This window comes from Segatella hominis (assembly GCF_019249725.2).
Taxonomy (GTDB): domain Bacteria; phylum Bacteroidota; class Bacteroidia; order Bacteroidales; family Bacteroidaceae; genus Prevotella.
Genome location: NZ_CP137559.1, coordinates 280,461 through 301,939 on the forward strand (window position 1 = coordinate 280,461; position 21,479 = coordinate 301,939).

The window sequence follows — 21,479 nt, forward strand, 5'->3', positions numbered from 1 at the left end:
CTATTCTTATTAGACAAAGTCTTATTTAGCTTTTCCGCTAACTTTGTTTGATAATTTTCCTTTTGCCTTTTGCACAGCAACTGGCTTTTTAGGGAATGCTGCATTTTCCTCGAATACTTCCAATGTTTTCTTGATGACAGGATCATCCTGATTGATGTATTGAGACCAAGCCTGCTCATTAAGCATGTTGTAAATAATTCGACCATTGAGTACACGCTCTAAAAGTTTGTGCGACTTTCTTATCAGCAGATTGCGGCGTTGTAATCCATGCTTGTCTGCATAATTAGCAAACTTCTCAACCATGTCTTGTTTTACAAGATAATCTGAAAGTTCCATCATCTCTTTAAAGTTATTCAACTTAGGACGATTATTGTCTGTATAGATGAATGCGTATTGAAGAATCAGGCCACTCATGCTGGCTTCTTTGAAATATGAGGTCATGCCCAACGTATCTTCCGGCACGAAGATGTCAGGTGTGATACCACCACCGCCATATACCACTCTGCCCAATCCTGTATGGTAGGCAGGACCGGTGTGCTTGATGCTGTCTTGCGAGAAGAACTCACCATGCTGGTAGCGATCCAGTAAATCTTGCTCATAATCTTTATCGTCGCCCATGGTATATGGCTTCTGTATGCAACGTCCGGAAGGAGTGTAGTACCTTGCAATAGTCAGTCGGATTAGACTGTGATCTGGGAATTCCAACTGTTGCTGTACCAAACCTTTACCAAAAGAGCGGCGGCCGATAATAGTGGCGCGGTCATTGTCCTGCATGGCACCTGCAAATATTTCTGCAGATGAAGCAGAACCTTCATTAATAAGTACCACTAAAGGTATATCCTGATAGGAACCTTTACCATCGCTGCGATATTCCTGACGTGGAGATTTACGTCCCTGTGTATAGACTATCAGCTTTTTATCAGACAGGAATTCATTAGCCATGTTTACAGCTGCCGAAAGATAACCGCCGGAGTTGTCTCGCAGGTCGATGCAGAGATTCTTGAAACCTTTCTGTGACAACTTAGCTAAAGCTATCAACATCTCAGGATAGGTGTTCTCACCGAAATTCTTAATACGAATATATCCGGTAGTTTTATCCAACATGTATGCAGCAGTGACGCTCTTGGTTGGAATCTCACCACGGGTTACGGTATAAGTTTGTACTTTATTGCTGCCATAACGCACAACGCCAATTTTAACTTTTGTATCTTTTGGACCTTTCAAACGGTGCATCGCTTCCTGGTTGGTGACAATTTTGCCTACAAAAGGTTTGCCATCTACTGCTACGATTTTATCACCAGCCAAAAGACCGGCTTTTTCTGCAGGTCCGTTTTGGATGACATTCTGAATGTGGATGGTGTCGTCTCTGATGACAAATTCTACACCTACTCCAGAGAATGAGCCTTTGAGGTCGTCTGTTGCTGCAGCCGCATCTTTTGCGCTTATATAGACAGAGTGTGGGTCTAATTCTGCCAAGATTAATGGAATAGCCTCATCTACCAACGAGTCGATATTGACAGCATCAACATACTGGTCATCTATAATGTGTAGCAGATTGTTGAGTCGGTTGCTTCCACTATTGATGATGTTGAGTCGGTTGCCAGAGAAGTGGTTGGAGAAAAAAGAGCCAAGAAATATACCCACCACGACACAAGCGGCCATGATGATTGGCATAAATCGATTGTTCTTGTTTTTATTCATAATCATGTTTTATACTAACGTTATATTCTACTATTTGCTCTTGTTTGTATTTGTCATGAGAAGCCTATTCATTTTCAGTTTGAGCAATTTGCTGGTTTATATCCAGATACTCAACTTTAATCCCTGCTCTTTCCATGAGTTGGATTCCATCATTGAGTCTGTATTTTTCTGCATATACTACGCGCTTGATTCCTGCTTGAATGATGAGTTTGGCACATTCTATACAAGGAGATGCGGTTACGTAGAGTGTACTGCCGTCACTATTATTGCTGCTTCTTGCCAATTTTGTGATGGCATTGGCTTCTGCATGGAGAACATACGGTTTGGTAATATCATTTTCTTCGCAGATATTCTCGAAGCCGCTTGGAGTACCATTGTATCCATCACTGATAATCATTTTATCTTTGACTACCAGTGCTCCTACCTGTCTGCGTTTGCAATAACTGTTTTCTGCCCAAATGCGAGCCATTCTTAAATATCGCAAATCCAGTTTTGTCTGCTTAGAAAGTCCGTTCTCCATAACCTTTTAATTAACATTCACATTTTTCTTTATTTCGTTTCTCTCAAGCAAGGCATCTATCGTAGGTTCTTGACCACGGAATCGCTTATATAATGTCATTGGGTGTTCTGTTCCTCCTTTAGACAAAATATTATCTCTGAAACTTTTTGCTGTAGCTTGATCGAAGATACCATTTTTCTTGAAAACGCTGAATGCATCAGCATCCAGTACTTCAGCCCATTTGTAGCTGTAGTATCCCGCAGCATATCCACCAGCCATGATGTGGGAGAAGGTTACAGTCATACAGGTGTCTAGTAACTGAGGTAGAATCATGGCCTTTTCCCATGCTTTCTTTTCGAATGGGATGATGTCGTCTGTGAACGCATCTTTTTTCGTGTAATATGCCATATCAAGAAGTCCAAAACTTACCTGTCTCAAGCACGCATAAGCCGCCATGAAGTTGCGGCTTTTGACGATGCGCTCTGTCAGTTCGTCAGGTAAAGGCTCGCCTGTTTCATAATGGAAGGCAAATGTGCGTAGAAAATCTTTTTCTATGGCATAGTTCTCCATAAATTGGGATGGTAATTCTACGAAGTCCCACCAGACGTTTGTACCTGAAAGGCTTTCAAAACGGGTGTTGGCAAACATACCATGTAAACTGTGACCGAATTCGTGCAGGAATGTCTCTACTTCTCCTAATGTCAGAAGAGCAGGCTTTTCCTCTGTAGGCTTGGTGAAATTAGTCACTACGCTTACATGAGGTCGTACATTGTTGCCTTTATGGTCTATCCATTGACCTTGGAATTCAGTCATCCATGCCCCTCCTTGTTTACCCTTTCGTGGGAAGAAGTCTGCATAGAATACAGCGAGATAACTGCCGTCTTTATCGAATACTTCGTATGCTTTTACGTCAGGGTGATATACCGGTATTTCCTTGTTTTCTTTGAAGGTGATTCCATATAACTTGTTTGCAAGACCGAATACTCCCTCGATCACTTTGTCCAACTGGAAATATGGTCGTAGCATTTCGGCATCCAGATTGAATTTCTTCATCTGGAGTTTGTGTGAATAGAAACTGAAGTCCCATGGCTGCATTTCGAAATCGTTACCTTCCATCTCCTTTGCCAGTTCTTCGATTTCCTTCACCTCCTTGATAGCAGTTGGTTTATAGGCATCAATGAGATCATTCAGAAGTTTATAGACATTTTCTATATTGCTTGCCATGCGATGCTTGAGTACATAGTCTGCATAGGTACTGTAACCCAAAAGCTGAGCCAGTTCGCGTCGAAGGTTGATGAGGCGCTTGCAGATTTCCAGATTGTTGGAGTCATTGTCATGGGTACACTCTGTATTGCGTGCCATATACATTTCCTTTCGTAACTCACGCTGTGTAGAGTAAGTCATGAAAGGAGAGTAGCTTGGATAATCTAACGTAAATATCCATCCCTCTTTTTCTTGCTCCTTGGCATTCTGGGCAGCTGCTGCTATGGCTGTATTAGGAAGACCGTCCAGCTGGGTCTCGTCTGTTATATGCAGTGTATATGCTTTGTTCTCCTTTAATACATTTTGAGAAAACTGGAGTGTGAGCATACTGGCTTCTTCTGTCAGTTTGCGGAGTTTTTCCTTTCCTTCTTCATCGAGCAAGGCACCACTTCTTACAAAACTATCATAACTTGTATCGAGCAGCATCTGTTCTTCTGCTGTCAACTCTCGGTTGGGATGATCATGTACAAACTTGACTCTTTCAAATAACTTCTTGTTCAGAGTGATGTCATTGGCATGCTTGGTGAGGATAGGACTTAGCTTCTGTGCCAAAGCTTCCATTTCGTCACAGGTTTCCGCACTCATCATGCAGGAAAAAACGTTGGAAACTCGACTCAGAAGGTCGTAATAATGTTCTCCCTTTTCTGTATCTACACGCGCAATGGTATTCTCGAAGGTAGGCTCTGCGGGGTCGTTGATAAGCTTATCTGTAGATTCATCATCGCGACGTATTCCCTCCATGAAAGCCTCTTCGTAATCTTCAAGTTTTATACGATGGAATGGCACCGTGTTGTGCGGCGTATTATAAGATTCGAAAAATGGATTTATTCTCTTTTCTATATTCTTTTCATCAAGCATACTGACTTTCTTTTTATTTTGGTGCAAAATTAGTAAAAAAAGATGTGATTCTCATATCTGTGAGAGAGAATTTAACTAATATTACACTCTTGTTTGATAATTCATATATATTTCTTATCTACTTAACAGTTTCTCAAGGGCAGGGATAAAAATTCTTTCTCTTTGTAAGCGTAATAATCCCTGTGCTTCCAAATTATTTAGAGCTTTGGAAATGTCAAGTCTGCTATCGTTGAGTTCCTTTGCCATTCTGGTCATTTTGATACGGAATGTTTTCTCTCCACCTGGACGAACGCAACGAGCTTCAAAAAAGCGGATAATGAGTTCTTCTATATTCCTTGGTGGTACACGCAGGGCTCTTCTGCTCATTTTTTGAGTCTGCGCAGAAATAAAGTTAAGTAAGTTGATACGGAAAATCTCAAACAATTCGGAGAGTTTCAATACCTCCTGCTTTTCGAGTCGCATGATACTGCAATCGGTTTTTGCAATATACGTGTGGGTAAATCTTTGGTTGAGTCCGAAGATTCTCTCTGGTTGGAAAATTTCAGGAGCAGATATGTCTTCTTCGATATTGTAGCCATGGTCATCTGCATCTGTCATGACCTTGATTTCTCCTGTGAGTAGAAAGAAGAGAGAGAGGCACCGTTCACCGTCTTTCACGATGGCTTCTCCCTCTGATACTTTTAGAAAGTCAAAGCGTGTCTTTCCTGCTGCCTCGTGCAAGTCGTTGCGACTCATGCCGAGGAAGAGGGGAAGGGAGAGTAATATGTCGTATAATCTGTTTTCTGCCATAGCGTTTTGTTTCTCTCAAACTTTCTTAGACGGAGATTTCTGACTATTCTGCTAAAATCTTTTTTATAGATGGAGAATACCATACCCTGTTTTTACCTTGGGCATCTGAATAAATCAGGTATGCGAGTAGTTCGGGGTGCTTTTCGAGAATTTTCTTTGTTCCATCCATGCCAAGTACCATGAAGGAGGTGGCAAATGCATCTGCTGTTGCGCAATTGTTGGCAATTACTGTGGCAGAGAGTATATTATGCTGCACGGGATAACCGGTTTTGGGGTCAATGGTATGTGCATATTTCTTGCCGTTTTTGTAATAGAAATTACGATAATTTCCACTCGTTGCCATAGCTTTGTCCGTGACGTTGAGTACCGTCTGGAGTTCTGTATTAGTATTGAGTGAATCATCCGTAGGCTTATTCACTCCAATGCGCCAAGGTACTCTTTTTTCACTATTGCCGCAGGTTACTACTTCGCCTCCGATTTCAACCATAAAGTTTTCAACACCTTTTTTCTTCAGTAAGCGGGCTACGACATCACTTCCGTATCCTTTTGCGATGGCTGAACAGTCTAACATTGTATTGGGATTCTGTTTCTTGATATAGTCATTTTCCAGACTCACCTTATGAAATCCCACGATGGCTTTGAGGCTATCTATAGTCTCCTTGCTTGGCGCCTTTCCCTGCTTGAATCCGAATCCCCAAGTGTTGACCATAGGTGCTACGGTAATGTCAAAGGCGCCATTGGTTTCTTTGGATATATTTTCTGCTAGTTGGAAAACCTCCTTGAACATTTTGTCAACCTTTATGTTCTCGTTACGATTGATTTTAGAAATGATAGACCCTTTGTTAAATGGTGAAAGCGATTGATCTACTTTCTGTAGTTCGGCCTCAATTTCTTTCTGGTAGTTTTCGTCACTCTGATAAGTTATATGGTATATGGTTCCGAAAACGAAACCCTCGTCATGCTGATAAGGGGTGACATGTTGCTGGCGTATGATAAAGATGGTACCGATAACCAGTATTGCCAGAAAAGGAAGTTGCCATATCAATTTCTTCTTGTTCATATTTTATGAATTTGTTAGAGATTTTTTAAAACTCGTATGCGATGTTGAATGTGCCTCCGAAACGGGAATTTCCCTGTTTTCCAAATCCTGGAACATACCATGTATTTCCCAGTTCTCCATTGTTGTGGGCGATACGGCGTCTGTATCTTACACTCCAACCCATTCTGATGGGTCCCCAAATCTTGGCATCTACCCCAAAAAGTATTTCCATCCAGTGATAGTTGCAGGATACATCTTTTGCTTCGTATGGAGAGGTGGTGCCCCAGATGGGATCTGTCATCTCCGGACCAGTCAAGTCATATTTGTAGGAAGTGAAAGCATATCTCAGACCACCATAGAGACGGTAGATGTCATGCTTGTTCTTCATCAGGTTCCAATCCATACCGATACGGGCATAGGGTGCACTTGTCTTATAGTGCAGATTGGTTCCTTCGTCCTTGGCGTCTGCTTTTCCTAAACCTAATTCAACGACAGGGAAGTACTTGTCTTTTAGGTTGATGCGCAAGGCTGCTTCATACTGACCGTAGTCGCCAAGCAGCATCTGTCCTGCTCCAAAAGCATCAACACTTATAGCCACGCCTCTTAATAGAGGTATGGTGTCAGCCTGAGCGATCACTTTCTTTACTTTTGACTGTGCAAAGGTTGGGACGCTTGCGAAAAGTAATAGAATGCTAATCGCGAGTGCCGAAATATATGAGGAAATGAGATTTCGTTGCATCAAAATTTACGTCTTTATGGTTGATGACTACAGAATCTATCAAGTGGTGAGTCGTCGTAACTCCCGTAATCGTATGGAAGTAGGACGGACTGCAATCGATAGATTCGAAATGTGGATGATTGTCTTTTGCTACGATGAGGGTATCATTGAATACACGCTCTTGGACATCTTGAATCTCGAAATAGAGTGTGTCTGCTGCATTTGTATAACTCATCGGTAGCATAAAGCTATCTACATTCTCATCCTTATTGATGAGAATGCTGTCTTCTCCATCTCTTTTGTTTGTCGAGATGGTTATGTATGAACCTGTGAGTTGTGTTACGTTTCCGTCCAGTTTGTATTTGGTATATACCGTATTGTTGAGGGGACAGTCGAGCGTGGAACAACTCACCATCGTTATGATGGCGAACAGGATGGTAGGAATTATTTTCCGCATCTTATCTCTTTTTCTATTTGATAATCATTACGATTTGGATTCTGGCGGCTGATAAGGTCGCCTAAAAAGCCTGCAAGGAATAGTTGGCTTCCTAACAACATGGCTGTCAGGGCAATGAAGAAATATGGGGAATCTGTGATGAGGTGCCCATATACACCTTGGTGGAGTTCTATCAACTTATCAACTCCCAATCCTATGAGGGAAAGGAAGGCTATGAAGAATACCACACTACCCAAGAAACCGAATACGTGCATAGGCTTCTTTCCGAAGTTGCTCAGGAACCAAAGTGTCATTAGGTCCAGATAACCATTGACAAAGCGATTCCAGCCCATGAATTTGGAGGTGCCAAATTTACGTGCCTGGTGGTGTACTGGTTTTTCTCCGATTTTGTCAAAACCTGCATTCTTTGCCAGATATGGGATATATCTGTGCATTTCTCCGTAAACTTCTATGTTTTTGATGACATCTTTACGGTAAGCTTTCAGTCCGCAGTTGAAATCATGCAGGTTGTGGATGCCACTCACTTTGCGTGCTGTGGCATTGAAGAGCTTTGTTGGGATGGTCTTGGAAAGTGGATCTCCCTGTTTGCGGTTCTGCTTGTATCCGGAAACCAGATCGTACCCCTCTTTGGTAATCATATGATAAAGTGCAGGAATCTCATCCGGAGAATCCTGTAAGTCTGCATCCATTGTAATAACAACATCGCCTTGAGCTTCCTTGAATCCGCAGAATAGGGCAGGACTTTTTCCATAGTTACGGCGGAATTTGATGCCCTTTACGTTTGCTGACTTTTCTGCAAGTTCTTCGATGACCTCCCAGGAATGGTCGGTAGAACCATCGTTAACGAATATGACCTCAAAGCTAAAGTCGTTGGCTTTCATTACGCGTTCTATCCACGCATAAAGTTCTGGCAAAGATTCTTCCTCATTAAATAGAGGTACAACAACTGTTATGTCCATTTTTTATTCTTGGTTTATAATTTATTCTTTCTTTTGTTTTCTACTCATGAGTGCTGCAATCGCTGGACTCAGGATAATGGCAGCAAATATATCTGTAATCATGAATGCTGCAGCCCAGGATATAGGTTTCATCATACTGATGGCTTCTATGAGTGTCTTTATCTCGTTGGCTGGAAAATTGTATGTTTTCAGCATCAGGGTGTAATTGTCTATGATATAGCTCATGAAAACACCTGTGTCAAGGAATTTAAACCATAGAAATTGAACTATGGTCAGGAGTAAGGTTGCATTGAAGAATGTTTGTGCGCAATAAAATAAACCTCTTCGGAAAGAAATGGTTCCATCCAATGCATCGTCTCTGAATGCCTTCAGTCTTTTTGCTACCACAAATGGAGTGCTGATAGCCAAGATGTTGGCCAATAAACTAAGCAAAGCATAGCCTGGCGTTACCGACCACATGGTGGATGCAAAACTGGCTATCCAAACAGCGCCCAAAATGGCTCCGTCCTGTCTGGCAAAAGCTTTTGTTTGTGTAATCTTTACTACATCTATCATTTTGATTATTTTCCTTTAGCTATTTTTATAATGATATGTTTATGAAATAATTCTTGCTATATTTCTTATACTATCTTGCAAAATTACGTAATTTTCTGCACATACCGACAATATTCCCTTTATTTTTATATATATTTTGTATTGTTTGTCAAAAAGTTGCCCGGAAATAGGAGAGAGAAGGAATCTGTTTATATATAATAAAGGAGGCTGTCTGTATATAATAAATGGTATCAGTCTGAATATAAAAGTCTATAAAAACAAAAAAAGAACTTCCTTCATGGAAGTTCCTTTTTGAGCCTCTTGTCGGATTCGAACCAACGACCCCGAGATTACAAATCACGTGCTCTGGCCAACTGAGCTAAAGAGGCGGGTGGACAAGCGATTCATATCGCACCGCTACAACCAAGTACCCTTGCTATGTTCCCATCCTGGGGGATTCCGAGGGAGCTGGTCGTATGAGACTTGTCCGTCTCAATGTGCTTTAAAATGCTTATTGCTTTTAAGCGGGTGCAAAGGTACGACTTTATTTTGTATTGACCAAAACTTTCCAGAGAAAAGTTTCGGTCTTTAACGTTTATTTAGAAAAGCAGGCTCAAAATCGCTTTAGAAATCGACGACAGTAATGCCTGCTCCACCAAATTGCACATGTTCGTCAGCGTAATGTACCACATTTGGGATACTGCTCACATACTGTCTGATGAGTTGGCGCAGAATACCGTTTCCTTTTCCATGCAGGATTCTTACGCGAGGCATTCCCACCAGTATGGCATCGTCTATAAAGTGCTGAACCGCATTGAGTGCTTCGTCTCCACGCATACCTCTTACATCAAGATCTTGATGGAAATTACTCTTGTGGGCATCAATCGTCTTGCGTGTCTCCTTGCTAATGCCGTATGAAGCTAAATTCTCTTTTCTTTCTTCTGTCTTATCCTTTTCTGTAGAAGCAGTGGCATGTTCCAGTCTGCTGAGGCGCATTTTTGTTTTCATGCCTCCAAAGACAGCGGTGGCCATGTCGCCGGCAATGCTTTCAATCTTGCCCACGGTAGTGAGTCCCTTGATGCGCACGGTGTCACCTTCTTTCAACTCCTTGTTGCTTTCGGTCTGTGACTTATTCTGCGCATTGCGTAGGGCGGCAGCAGCTTTCTCCTGATTCTGTGCCTTTTCAGCCTTTCGTTTGGCGTGGCGTTCTTTTCGTTGCTGTATCTGCGCTATCTTGCGGGCAATCTTGTCATCATTGTCCTTTGTGTCAATCTCCTGCATTTCCTGTTTGAATGCATCCAGTTCTTGACGAATGCGCTTGGTTTCTTCTTTCTCAGCCTGGTTCTCGCGAATTTCTCGGATGGCATTCTCTATCTTCTTATTACTTTCCTTGAGAAGTTCTTCTGCCTGCTGCTTGGCCTTGGCGAGAATTTGCTTGCGACTTTTTTCTATTTCCTCTATATCGCTCTCGTATTTGGAGATGGTTTTCTCCATATCCTTTTCGCGCTGGTGTATGCTCTGTCGCTTGTTTTCCCAATAGCGCTTGTCTCTTACGATATCCTGCAGATACTTGTCACTCTGGATATATTCAGAACCTACAATGTCGCTGGCTTCTTTGATGACCTCCTCTGGTAAACCGATCTTGCGGGCAATCTCAATGGCGAAGGAAGAACCGGGACGACCGATAGCCAATTGGAATAATGCTTTCATCTCATGTCGGTCGTAGAGCATGGCTCCATTGGCTACTCCTTCATGACTGTCTGCAAAATGTTTCAGATTCTGGTAGTGGGTTGTTATGACACCATAGGCTTGTTGCTTGCAGAATTTGTCGAGCACCGCTTCTGCTATGGCACCGCCAATGCCAGGTTCTGTACCTGTACCGAACTCATCTATCAATATGAAGGTACTGTTGTTGGCAGCCTTCATCATATTTTTCATGTTGAGGAGGTGGGAAGAGTAGGTACTGAGATCGTTCTCCAGACTCTGTTCATCACCGATATCAATCATGATGTTCTGGAATACGCCCGTCTTAGAGCGTTCGCTTACCGGTATGCTCAGACCACACTGCAACATATATTGTAGCAATCCTACGGTTTTCAGACAGACGGATTTACCACCGGCATTAGGACCGGATATGATCAGTATCCTTTTTTCTTGTGTTAAGATAATATCGAGTGGCACTACCTTTTCGCCTTTCTTCTCCAGAGAGATTTGGAGGAGTGGGTGAATGGCCCGTATCCAGTCAATATGTGGGTGGTCTTCAACTTCCGGTTCTATTGCCTTGAAGATTTCTGCTATTTTAGCCTTTGCCTGTATCAGGTCTATTTTAGCTAAAAAACGATAGCTGTCCATCATCTCGCGTACGTATGGGCGTACCTTATTGGTAAAGCTTGTGAGGATGCGGATAATTTCCTTGCGCTCTTCACCTTCCAGTTCGCGCACGCGGTTGTTGGCTTCCACCACTTCAGTCGGTTCAATGAATACGGTCTTACCGGTGGCACTCTCGTCATGTACGATACCTTTGATTTTCTTTTTCAGCGTAGGTATCACCGGAATCACCAGTCTGCCGTCACGAAGCGTAGGAGTTACATCCTTTTCAACCACGCCTTCGCTTTGTGCAGAACGTAATATACTATATAAGGTACGCGAAATGCTTCCTTCGGTCTTTGCAAGTTCTCTTCTGATCTGCAGCAATTCCGGTGTAGCATTGTCACGTATCTTTCCGTATTTATCCAATATCTGATCGATGCGCTGAATAATCTGAGGAAATGTTATCACGTCTTTTGCCAAGCGGTGCAAGGCAGGATATGTATATTTCTTCTCCCTGCGCCAACCGTCGTTTTCTTCAGCATGACTGTCGTCTTCATCGCTGTGGTTGAGAATCTTCACGATGCTTTCAATGGTTGAAAGTGAACGGCGAAGATCGAAAAGTTCATTTTCCTCCAGATGGGTGTTTTCTATGCGGATACGTACGATGCTCTCTCTCACATCATAGAAATATTGTAGCGGAAAGTCCTCTACTTCAGAGATGAGTTGTCTGAACTCACGCACTTGCATGAGCCATTCGTTTACCGTTTCTGCATGGTCGCTGAATCCCATTTTCTCCACCTGTTCCTTGCCGAGGGAGGAAAGACAGCGTTCGCGCAACATGGTTCGGATTTCATTAAATCCTATCTTTTGTTCAAAATTATCTGGATAAATCATTTCTTGTTTCGAAAATTTTTGTGCAAAGTTACTGCAAAATTCTGATTTAGCGAAGAAAATTAGCATTATTTTTCTGTTTGGTTGATTGGATATTTACTCCGCAATGTTTATTAAAACTTAAAAAATACCTACTTTTTAATATAATTCACCAAATTATTATATCTTTGTGACCACTGACAATGCATAAAAGTAAATCGAACTTAAATAATAACTACTCAAACAAAAATGAAAACAAAATTTTTGATGAAGACATCTCTCATGGGATTATGTCTTCTTGCTTCTTTGGAAGCATCTGCCAAAGATTATTATTTGGCACCAGGTGGAACAGGTAATGGTATGACAATTGACAAACCATTCGGTGATCCGATTAAGGCTTTTGCCGCCCTAAAGGCAGGTGATATTCTTTATGTAAGAGGAGGAACTTATCATCTCTCCCAAACTATCAAGGTAAATCAGACGGGTACGGCTGACAAGCGAATCTGTGTTTTCGCTTATCCTGGTGATACAGAACGCCCTGTTTTTGATTTCTCCGGTCAACCTCGCTCTACATCTACAGAAGCTGCTTCTTATCGTGGAGTGATGCATAACATCGGCGCTAACTACTGGCATTATCGTGGATTGGATTTTTGCCATGCTGCTGATAATGGTATGAAATTGGAGGGCTCTTACTGTGTGGTAGAACTCTGTCGCTTCTACGGCAATGAAGATACGGGTCTGCAACAGGGATTTGGTAAAGATTCCAAGGGAAACAACACCCGTAATACTGAGTTTAAATATGGACGCTATAACATCATAGTGAATTGTGATGCATACGATAATACCGATCCTTGGACCCATGGTGGAAATGCAGATGGATTTGCTATCAAATTGTATCCTGGACCTGGCAATGAGTTCCATGGTTGTCGTGCTTGGCATAATTCTGATGACGGATGGGATTTGTATTACACCGTTTTCCCTATTGTTGTAGATAACTGTTGGGTACTTAACAATGGTCTTGACAAGGGCAATGCCAATGGATTTAAGATGGGCGGTTGCAAACAAGGTGGAACCTCAACAGGTGCTCATGTGTTTAAGAACTGTATTGCGGCTTTCAATGCCAAGAAAGGATTCGATCAGAATCATCATCGTGAGGGGGCTTACTTGATCAATGATCTTTCTTTTGGTAATGGTATCAATTATGGTTATAATATGGAGAAACCGGATTATGGCAATTGGGTACTTCGCAACTGTGTGGGCTTCGCTTATGGTTCGAAGAAGATGGAGCGTAATTCGGCCTTTACCATTGCTCCTGATATTGATTATTGTACTTGGACTACACTCGATCATACCAATCCGATGGGTGAGAAAGCAAGTAGTAACGGAACTTCTTATTCTAAGACGATTGGTAATTATGCTTCTGAATATGAGGATCTCAGTTATGAAACGGCTATAGGAGACCGTCAGGAGAATGGTGAACTTCCTTTGAAGTTTGGTAGATTGAAAGCTGGCAGTAAACTGATAGATACAGCCACTCCTATTACGGATTTCAAGACTGTAGATGCTCACAAGACTGCTTATGAATATGCCGACAATGCTCCTCAAAACTGGTCTGTCACACTCAATATTCCATACGTGGGCAAGGCTCCTGATTATGGTCCTTATGAGTTTGGAGGTAATGACAATGCCTATACGTTGCAGATGCCTGTGAACGATGGAACTGTTGAGGATGCCGAGGTTGATAATACTGATGATGGTAAATATTATCAGATTGCTACTGTGGTTAATAATTACCTTTTCCAGGATGATGTTTTGGATAGCAATGTGAAGAAATATATTACTGGTGGCAATGCGGCAGGTGTACTTCCTAAATATTACGGAAAATCAAGCGATGGTAAGTCTTCCGTAACTTATGTGGATGAAAATACTGCACGGGGTAAGAAATATTCTGCAACTTATGGTGCTTATCGTTTGCCAAAAGGAACCTGTGTGGAATTTACGCTCGAATCGCTTGCGCAGTTGCAGTCTAATGTTTATTGTACTGGAGGTCGTACTCTGAATATTGCCTGGCATTATGTGGATAACTCCAATTCAGGCACCGCGTCTGTTTCTTTAAGCGAAGGTGTTGCTTTCGTAGATGTGGCTGCTAAGATTGGTAAAAAGATAGAGAAAAAGCCGATTGTTGTGACTTTAACTAACAATGGTGGAGGTGATATGTATCTTACTGATTTGACTCTTGGTGTTTATCAGGAAGTTGATGAGAATGGTAACGTGGTTAATGGCATTCAGGATATCGTATCAGAAACCAAGACACAGAAGTCTTATCAGATGTATCAGACTACCAATGGTCTGATTGTCTATGGTGAAATTGCTTCTCTTCAAGTATATGGAATGGGTGGTCAGAAGGTCGCAGAAAGCTCTGATTCCCAGTTTGTGAATATGGCCAGTCTTTCTAAGGGTGTTTATGTGGTTAGAATCCTTGGTAAGGATGGAAGTCAGGTAGCTCAGAAATTCCTGAGAAAATAAACTGATTTCATCGTAAGGAAAAAAATAAAAACGATGTTTGGCCAGACAAGACAAACATCGTTTTTTCTATATCGTATGCTTGGGTGTGTTTCTTTCCACATACTATTGTTTGACCAGTTGATTCCAGACATTTCCAAGCATGGCAGCCCCACCAAAGTGCCATGCTTTTAATTGTGGAATATTGGCTTCTGTTATTCCGCCAAGTGCAAAGACCCGTTCGTTGATGATTCCTTCTTTTGCTGCTTCTGTCAGTTGCTCTGATGTGAAAGCATGACAGTAACCTTGCTTGGATATGCTGTCGTAGATAGGACTGAGGAATACGTAATCATAATGGAACGCTAAGGCTTCTCTGACTTCATCCAGAGAATGGCATGAACGGGAGATGCTTCCTGTGAAGTTGGCTGGAATTTGATGGTTCCTGCGATTGAGATGAATACCGTGTAGATGGTATTTCGTACAGAGCTCAAAATGATCGTGTATCACAATCCGTGAATACCATTTCTCTGGTATGGTCTTCAACAACTTTTCGCAATCATCTTGGGATGACTCGGGTTTCCTGAAATGGAGCAGGTCAATACCCGATTCAAACAACTGGTTGATATAGGTTGCCTCATCTTCAATGAAGTGGGGCAATGTGATTACTACTCTTTTCATTTTCCAGTCTTGTCAGATATGATGGATTCATCTGTTACGATGTACAGCTTTTGAGGTGCATGGAAGTGATTGACTGGTCCATGTCCTTCACCAATCTTGACATCTTTTCCGGCTTCGATGGCATCCGAAAGATAAGCCTTGGCAGAAGAGATGGCTTCTTCCATATTGTATCCGCGAGCAAGATAAGAGGTAATGGCAGAAGAGAGCGTGCAACCTGTTCCGTGCGTATTGCATGTATTTACCGTTGCACCTTTATAGACAGCTGTTTCTCTGATATCGCCTGCATGTTCCTGTTTGTTGGCTTTTTGATGCTGTTTCTTCTCGAAAAGATAATCCGTCTTTTCTGTTCTTTCAAAGTGACCGCCTTTGATGAGAACGTTGTTGCACCCCAATCGGATAATGGATGAGGCAGCTTTCCTGATATCATCAACATTCTGGATTTTTCTACCTGCTAGAATTTCTGCTTCCGGAATATTCGGAGTGAGCAGGGTGGCAAGTGGCAGGAGTTCTTTGATGAATATTTCCAGCGCATCTTTCTGCATGAGTTGACAACCGCTTGTAGAAACCATCACCGGGTCGATGATTAGTTGGAAGGAACGGGTAGGGGCAGACGCCTGTTGCTTATCTGGCGCTGCAGTTAAGTATTTTTTGAGCGTTTCTGCTATCGTATGTATGGTTTCGCCGTCGTTAACCATTCCTATCTTGATGGCTTGAGGGTGAATATCATCCATGACAGCTTCGATTTGTCCGCTTACAATTTCCGGTTCAACTTTTTGGATTCCAAACACGCCGGTGGTATTCTGCACCGTGATGGCAGAAATCGCAGAGGAAGCATATACGCCTAGGGCAGACATCGTTTTTATGTCAGCCTGAATGCCTGCTCCACCACAACTGTCAGAGCCTGCTATAGTTAATGCTGTATAATATCTCTTCATATTCTTTTCGTCTTAAAAATGTTTTAAACGATCTATCGGGCAATAATGAAAAAAGCCTTCTGAAATTTCTTTCAGAAGGCTTTGCGGAGAGAGAGGGATTCGAACCCCCGGTACCTCTCGGTACGACGGTTTTCAAGACCGTTGTAATCGACCACTCTACCATCTCTCCAAATTTAGTCTGGATGACTATAGCTTGGTTTTCTTAAGCGGTTGCAAAGGTACGACTATTTTCTGGTTCTACCAAATTTTTTGCGAACTTTTTTTCAAAAATCTCAAAAAAAATGCAGATTTCTTGATTTTACACTGTTTTTCTTCTACTTTTTAGAGAAAAAAGCAACAAAAAAGGGCTACCGCTGTAGCCCCAACCTTGATAACCTTAAATCTAATACTATGAAAAACACATCGCAAAGATACTGAATTTTCCGTTATTTCATGTACGAAAAATGGAAAATCTTATCTTTTGCGCTGATTTTTACCTTTTTTAATCAATATAACCTCTTTCTTTGAACTCTTCATATAGAGGTTCAGCCAAAATCTTAGCATCAGGATGAGGTGCTCCTGTTGTGCCTAACGCACGAAGGTCGAAGAAATGCTTCCAGTCGCTTACGAATGCGGTGTGCACCAGTTCTGTATTTGTATCCAATGGAAGAATGACGCGTGCTTCCTGTGGCTTGCATCCCATAGCAATCAATTTCATGTAGGCAAATTCTGCTGCTTGATTGGCAAAGAGCCAGGCATCTATTGGAGTCCAGTCGTTGGTCTCTTCATTTGCTACGTCTTCACAGAGTTCTACGAATTTCTCATCATTGATTTCTAAATCACCCTTTACCCAAGTTGGAAGGTTGATACTGATTTCGCTACCAAACTTATTCTTCGTATAATTGCAGTAGCGTGTACTCTGTTCTGCCATGGAGTTGGCGCGATGACGATTGTATTCACGGGTAATGGCAATCTGGGTTGTAAAGTGTACGGTGATGCGGAGTTCATGCTTGCCCTTTTCGAAATCTGTACGATACTTCAGATCTTCCAGTGTTTTGTTCTCTGCCATCACACGGAGATTGGTTGTGATGTAGTCCTTGCCGTCTATCGTATTCACATGAGAGAACTTGTTGTTTGCATAGAGTGGGAGTTCCCCGTGGTTGCAGGTCATATATACGGTGCCGTGTTCCAGCATGGCATAATGTTCATGCTCTATCATGCGACCTACGAAAGGCTTGGCTGAGTCTTCTGTGGTGTTGTTTTCACTCTTGTAGCATACTCTACCTGCTCGCTCTATCTGCTGATAGATACCAAGCTCTCCTGGATTTTGCATCCAAATCTCATATTGAGGTTTCTGTATCTTCATTGTTTTCTGTTTTTATTTCTGCTGCAAAGGTACATTATTTTGGGGTAATTACAAAATTATTCCCTTATATTTTGCCATTAACTGTTTTTTCTTTCTTTACTTTTGCTTTTCTTGCAAAAAAGGTAGTATCTTTGCAATCATGAATGTCCTTCGTTCTGCCCTATATATATAATAAGGTGTAATTTTGTTATGAATAGGGGTATAGAAGTTGAAATGGGGGACTTGTTGATTGAATGAATTAGATATCATCATGGAAATAAAACCAATTGCACATTTTCGTTCGCCCTTTTCCAGTAAGTTCGGTATTCCAAAACAGGCTGGTCTGGTAGAAGAACTGGAGGGACGGATTGTTTTTGAACCCGAATTCCGAAATCCTGATGCACTTCGTGGTATGGAGGGCTTTGACTATCTTTGGTTGATTTGGGAATTTTCTGCCAATAAGCATAAAGCTAATAGTCCCGTTGTAAGACCCCCAGTGCTGGGAGGAAATGAGAAAGTAGGGGTGTTTGCTACCCGGAGTCCTTTCAGACCCAACCATATCGGCTTGTCTTCTGTGCGTATAGACCGGATAGAATGGGAGACAAATCGGGGACCGGTGATTCATGTGAAAGGGGCTGACCTGATGGACGGAACACCGATATATGATATCAAACCCTACGTAGTCTATGCTGACTGTCATCCTGATGCCCGCAGCGGTTTTGTGGATGAAAGAAAATGGGACAGACTTGAGGTGCTGGTCAGCGATGAGGTGAAAGACAAACTGAATAAGCAGGGATTAACAGATGCCAAGATTTCGATTTTAAAAGAAGTGTTGGCGCAGGATCCTCGTCCGCATTATCAAAAAAATCCTGACAAGGTTTATGGAATGCCCTACGAGGGCTTGGATATTCACTTCCGGGTTTCCCATCAAACCTTAGAGGTACTTTGAAAATTCCCTGGGCAGGGAAAAATTCTTCCTTGCCCACGCAATAATTTTTCCCTCGGCAGAACATCAAAAACTCTCCTGAGTCAGCACAACTGACATCAGGAGAGTTTTTGATTTTGTCTTATGATATAATTTTAACTGCTTGTCTGGCAGATCAGACAAACTGCAGATATCCGTCTTTCCTTTTTTTTATTTTGCAAAAGTGGAAAAGTTTACATTCTCCAAGGTAATCTTGCAGGCTGCATCTATATCCTTTGCATTCTTGTTGTAGAAGATGTTGCTGTCCTTGATGGTGATATCGTGTATCATACCTTCTGCGCCATGCGCCACGATTCCATTCTTGCAGCCACGTACATAGACGTTGCTGATATGAATGTCCTGGAAATCTGGCAAGAATTCCTGTTTTACAGGGACTGCCTGCTGCTTGGCACCTACGTGGTTGTCAAAATAGGTAGTCTCGAAAGTGATAGCATCGCCTGTAATATCGGTCATGTAGATATGGTCGATATAAATATTCTCGCTCTTACCGCCTCTTTTTACAGCACTCTTGAATCGCAATCCGGCATCTGTGCCCTGGAAGGTATTGTTTCTTACAACAATGTTTTTCATACCTCCAGAGAATTCGCTACCGATTACAAAACCGCCATGAGCGTGATATACGGTATTGTCCTGGATGTTGATATTCTCGCATGGACCTGCTTTCACGCCAGCTGCACCAGCACCGCCCTTCATGCAGATACCGTCATCGCCAGCATCAATCACGTTGTTGACAATCAGTACATCTTTGCAACTTGAAATATCGATGGCATCTCCGTTCTGTGCGTTCCAAGGACATTTTACGGTAATTCCGTCAATAACTACATTCTTGCAACGGGTGGGGATGAGGTGGAAACGAGGTGAGTTCAGAAGCGTAATACCTTGAACGAGCACGTTCTCACAGTCGGTGAAACGGATCATGTGGTTGCGCACCTTCTCCTGTGCATCGATATTATCTACTACATTCGGAGTCTGCTTCAGGTTGAGTGGAAACCAGATGTCGCCCTTCTCATTGAGAGTACCGCCCATTTCCTGGAATCTTTTCCATTCCACGTCGCTTACCTTGCTTCTCTTGACCGGTCTCCACCATTCGCCATTTCCGTCGATGGTACCTTCACCAGTAATGGCAATGTTCTTGCGCTTGCTGGCAGAGATGGCTGTTGAGGCTCTCTCTTCTTTCTTACCTGTTGTCTCGTCTGTTTTGATGAGGTCGTTCTTGTCTTCAGAGAAAACAATAATGGCATTCTTCTCGAGATGCAGGTCGATATTGTCTTTCAGAGAAATCAATCCGGTGAGGTAAACACCCGCAGGAACATTCAGATGACCTCCGCCCATCTTGTTTAGTTTACTGATGGCTTTGACGAATGCCTGGGTGTTCATTGTCAGTGCGTCTCCTTTACCGCCGCATTCCAGGATGCTGACCTGATTGTCCGGGAAGGTAGGAAGGGTAGGCTGTGACATTTGAACTGGCAAGTTGGTGTAATACTTGCTGTAATCAGCGGCAAACGAATTCGCTATCGCGAACAGTGCCATTAAAGAAATAAGAATTTTCTTCATAAGTCTTTAAGTCTGCTTTTTGTTATTTGTTTTAAATTATAATAGTTTATGATTGCAATTGTTTGTAATTGTTTCGTAACAACTGTTTCCTTGGGTTATAAATACCGAAAAAGGCGGCTCCAACCGAAGTCGGAAACCGCCCTAATGAAAGGAGGAGTGGTACCACCAGGAATCGAACCGGGGACACAAGGATTTTCAGTCCTTTGCTCTACCAACTGAGCTATGGCACCATTTTCTTTTGCGGTTGCAAAGGTACAATAAGTTTTTGAATTGAGCAAGAGAAATTATCAGAATTTCTCTTGCTTAATGTTTATTAACTAAAATCACCTTTCTGTAGCGTATGAAGTCGTATTGAAACGCTCTTCCTTATTGAATTTAGTCTTTGAGAGGGTTCCAACCCTGTGCTTTCAGTTCAAATTCCTGTCCGTCGCGGGTAATCAGGTACTTGCCGAGATTCTCTTGCGTGATGTAGCCTATCTGCTTCACACCTTCCATTTCCTCGATTTTGGCATGATCGCCTATTGGTACAGTAAAGAGAAGTTCGTAATCCTCGCCACCATTCATGGCACAGGTAGTGAGGTTCATGTTGAATTCCTCTGCCATTACTGCCGTCTGATAGTCTATTGGAATGTTTTTCTCATATACACGACATCCGCAGTGACTCTGTTCACAGATGTGCATTAGTTCGCTGCTGAGTCCGTCACTAATATCCATCATGGCTGTAGGTCGAATACCTGCTTCACGCAATTGGGCTATGATGTCACCGCGAGCTTCTGGTTGCAATTGGCGTTGCAGTAAATATTCCTTTCCAGCAAAGTCTGGTTGGAAATTGCGCATATTGGCCAACTCCTCATTGAGTGCAGAGACTTTCACCGTATCACCGTTATGCTTGGCTTCAGCTATTTTCTTGCGAATATCTTCCACCTGTCCATAGTAAACGGCTTTCTCTCGCTCCAGAAGTTGCAGACCCATATAGGCACCGCCGAGGTCACCCGTTACGCAGATGAGGTCAGTCTCCTTGGCTCCACTTCTATATACGATATCTTCCTTGTTTGCCTCACCGATACAGGTGATGCTGATGGCAAGTCCGGTATAGGAAGATGTGGTGTCACCGCCTACGATGTCAACACCCCATTTGTTGCAAGCCATACGGAGTCCTTTGTAAAACTCGTCAATGTCTTCTACCTTGAAACGTTTACTCAAGGCAATACTTACAACCATTTGTCTTGGCGTTCCGTTCATGGCAAAGATATCGCTGATGTTCACCATTGCACTTTTATATCCAAGGTGCTGTAAGTCTATGTACGTCAAGTCGAAATGCACGCCTTCCATGAGCATATCGGTGGTAACCAATACTTCCTTGTCAGGATAGTGCATCACGGCACAATCATCACCTACACCATAAACGGTAGAGGCATTCTTGTTTTCGTGTCCTTTGGTGAGATGGTCGATAAGACCAAACTCACCCAATTTTGCTATGTCCAATTTCTGAAAATATTAAGTG

At 42.4% G+C, this 21,479-nt stretch carries 17 protein-coding genes and 3 tRNA genes; 2 read left to right on the forward strand and 18 right to left on the reverse strand.

The annotated features are described in order from the left end of the window. Positions 1-21: 21 nt before the first annotated feature. From KUA50_RS01220 to KUA50_RS01270, 11 genes are all read right to left on the reverse strand, one after another. Positions 22-1,701, reverse strand: a complete 1,680-nt coding sequence (locus KUA50_RS01220; protein WP_022111434.1) for a S41 family peptidase — start codon at positions 1,699-1,701, stop codon at positions 22-24. A 64-nt stretch (positions 1,702-1,765) separates the two neighbouring features. Further along, entirely contained in the window at positions 1,766-2,221 is a 456-nt protein-coding gene (locus KUA50_RS01225) for a dCMP deaminase family protein (RefSeq protein WP_022111433.1), read from the reverse strand. 6 nt (positions 2,222-2,227) lie between these two features. Next, complete coding sequence (locus KUA50_RS01230; RefSeq protein ID WP_218456770.1) at positions 2,228-4,321, reverse strand: M3 family metallopeptidase; 2,094 nt, start codon at positions 4,319-4,321, stop codon at positions 2,228-2,230. Between the two features lie 114 nt (positions 4,322-4,435). Continuing rightward, on the reverse strand, positions 4,436-5,110 hold the full coding sequence (locus KUA50_RS01235) for a Crp/Fnr family transcriptional regulator (protein ID WP_022111431.1): 675 nt from the start codon (positions 5,108-5,110) through the stop codon (positions 4,436-4,438). Positions 5,111-5,153: 43 nt separating this feature from the next. Further along, complete coding sequence (locus tag KUA50_RS01240) at positions 5,154-6,170, reverse strand: FAD:protein FMN transferase (RefSeq protein ID WP_218456769.1); 1,017 nt, start codon at positions 6,168-6,170, stop codon at positions 5,154-5,156. 25 nt (positions 6,171-6,195) lie between these two features. Further along, entirely contained in the window at positions 6,196-6,888 is a 693-nt protein-coding gene (locus KUA50_RS01245; protein WP_218456791.1) for a DUF6048 family protein, read from the reverse strand. Beyond that, positions 6,842-7,324, reverse strand: coding sequence for a DUF6452 family protein (locus KUA50_RS01250; RefSeq protein ID WP_022111428.1), 483 nt, complete (start codon positions 7,322-7,324; stop codon positions 6,842-6,844). The genes KUA50_RS01245 and KUA50_RS01250 overlap by 47 nt, the downstream gene beginning before the upstream one ends. Then, positions 7,312-8,283: a glycosyltransferase gene (locus KUA50_RS01255; protein WP_022111427.1), complete on the reverse strand. Its 972-nt coding sequence runs from the start codon at positions 8,281-8,283 to the stop codon at positions 7,312-7,314. The genes KUA50_RS01250 and KUA50_RS01255 overlap by 13 nt, the downstream gene beginning before the upstream one ends. Before the next feature lie 21 nt (positions 8,284-8,304). Beyond that, complete coding sequence (locus KUA50_RS01260) at positions 8,305-8,838, reverse strand: DUF4199 domain-containing protein (protein WP_218456768.1); 534 nt, start codon at positions 8,836-8,838, stop codon at positions 8,305-8,307. A 294-nt stretch (positions 8,839-9,132) separates the two neighbouring features. After that, positions 9,133-9,206 (reverse strand) — tRNA-Thr (locus tag KUA50_RS01265). A 235-nt stretch (positions 9,207-9,441) separates the two neighbouring features. Continuing rightward, a complete protein-coding gene (locus KUA50_RS01270) occupies positions 9,442-12,021 on the reverse strand; it encodes an endonuclease MutS2 (protein ID WP_218456767.1) in 2,580 nt (859 codons plus the stop codon). Positions 12,022-12,246: 225 nt separating this feature from the next. Here KUA50_RS01270 and KUA50_RS01275 point away from each other — a divergent pair, with 225 nt between their 5' ends. Then, a complete protein-coding gene (locus tag KUA50_RS01275) occupies positions 12,247-14,523 on the forward strand; it encodes a right-handed parallel beta-helix repeat-containing protein (RefSeq protein WP_218456766.1) in 2,277 nt (758 codons plus the stop codon). A 102-nt stretch (positions 14,524-14,625) separates the two neighbouring features. Here the strand turns inward: KUA50_RS01275 and KUA50_RS01280 are convergent, their stop codons facing one another. From KUA50_RS01280 to KUA50_RS01295, 4 genes are all read right to left on the reverse strand, one after another. Then, entirely contained in the window at positions 14,626-15,177 is a 552-nt protein-coding gene (locus KUA50_RS01280; protein WP_218456765.1) for a thiamine phosphate synthase, read from the reverse strand. Further along, positions 15,174-16,112: a bifunctional hydroxymethylpyrimidine kinase/phosphomethylpyrimidine kinase gene (thiD, locus tag KUA50_RS01285; protein ID WP_218456764.1), complete on the reverse strand. Its 939-nt coding sequence runs from the start codon at positions 16,110-16,112 to the stop codon at positions 15,174-15,176. The genes KUA50_RS01280 and thiD overlap by 4 nt, the downstream gene beginning before the upstream one ends. Positions 16,113-16,196: 84 nt before the next feature. After that, positions 16,197-16,281: transfer RNA gene (locus KUA50_RS01290), tRNA-Ser, on the reverse strand. A 312-nt stretch (positions 16,282-16,593) separates the two neighbouring features. Next, entirely contained in the window at positions 16,594-17,457 is an 864-nt protein-coding gene (locus KUA50_RS01295; RefSeq protein WP_218456763.1) for an FAD-dependent thymidylate synthase, read from the reverse strand. Between the two features lie 250 nt (positions 17,458-17,707). Between KUA50_RS01295 and tsaA the strand changes: the two genes are divergently transcribed. Beyond that, the gene (tsaA, locus tag KUA50_RS01300; protein ID WP_218456762.1) at positions 17,708-18,385 is read left to right on the forward strand and encodes a tRNA (N6-threonylcarbamoyladenosine(37)-N6)-methyltransferase TrmO; all 678 of its coding nucleotides are present in this window, start codon (positions 17,708-17,710) and stop codon (positions 18,383-18,385) included. A gap of 186 nt (positions 18,386-18,571) precedes the next feature. Here tsaA and KUA50_RS01305 read toward each other — a convergent pair whose 3' ends face one another. The 3 genes from KUA50_RS01305 to thiL all read right to left on the reverse strand — a co-directional run bounded on the left by KUA50_RS01305 (position 18,572) and on the right by thiL (position 21,460). Further along, positions 18,572-19,975: a glycoside hydrolase family 28 protein gene (locus KUA50_RS01305; RefSeq protein ID WP_218456761.1), complete on the reverse strand. Its 1,404-nt coding sequence runs from the start codon at positions 19,973-19,975 to the stop codon at positions 18,572-18,574. 157 nt (positions 19,976-20,132) lie between these two features. After that, positions 20,133-20,205 (reverse strand) — tRNA-Phe (locus tag KUA50_RS01310). A 145-nt stretch (positions 20,206-20,350) separates the two neighbouring features. Further along, positions 20,351-21,460, reverse strand: a complete 1,110-nt coding sequence (thiL, locus tag KUA50_RS01315; RefSeq protein WP_218456760.1) for a thiamine-phosphate kinase — start codon at positions 21,458-21,460, stop codon at positions 20,351-20,353. Positions 21,461-21,479: the final 19 nt, after the last annotated feature.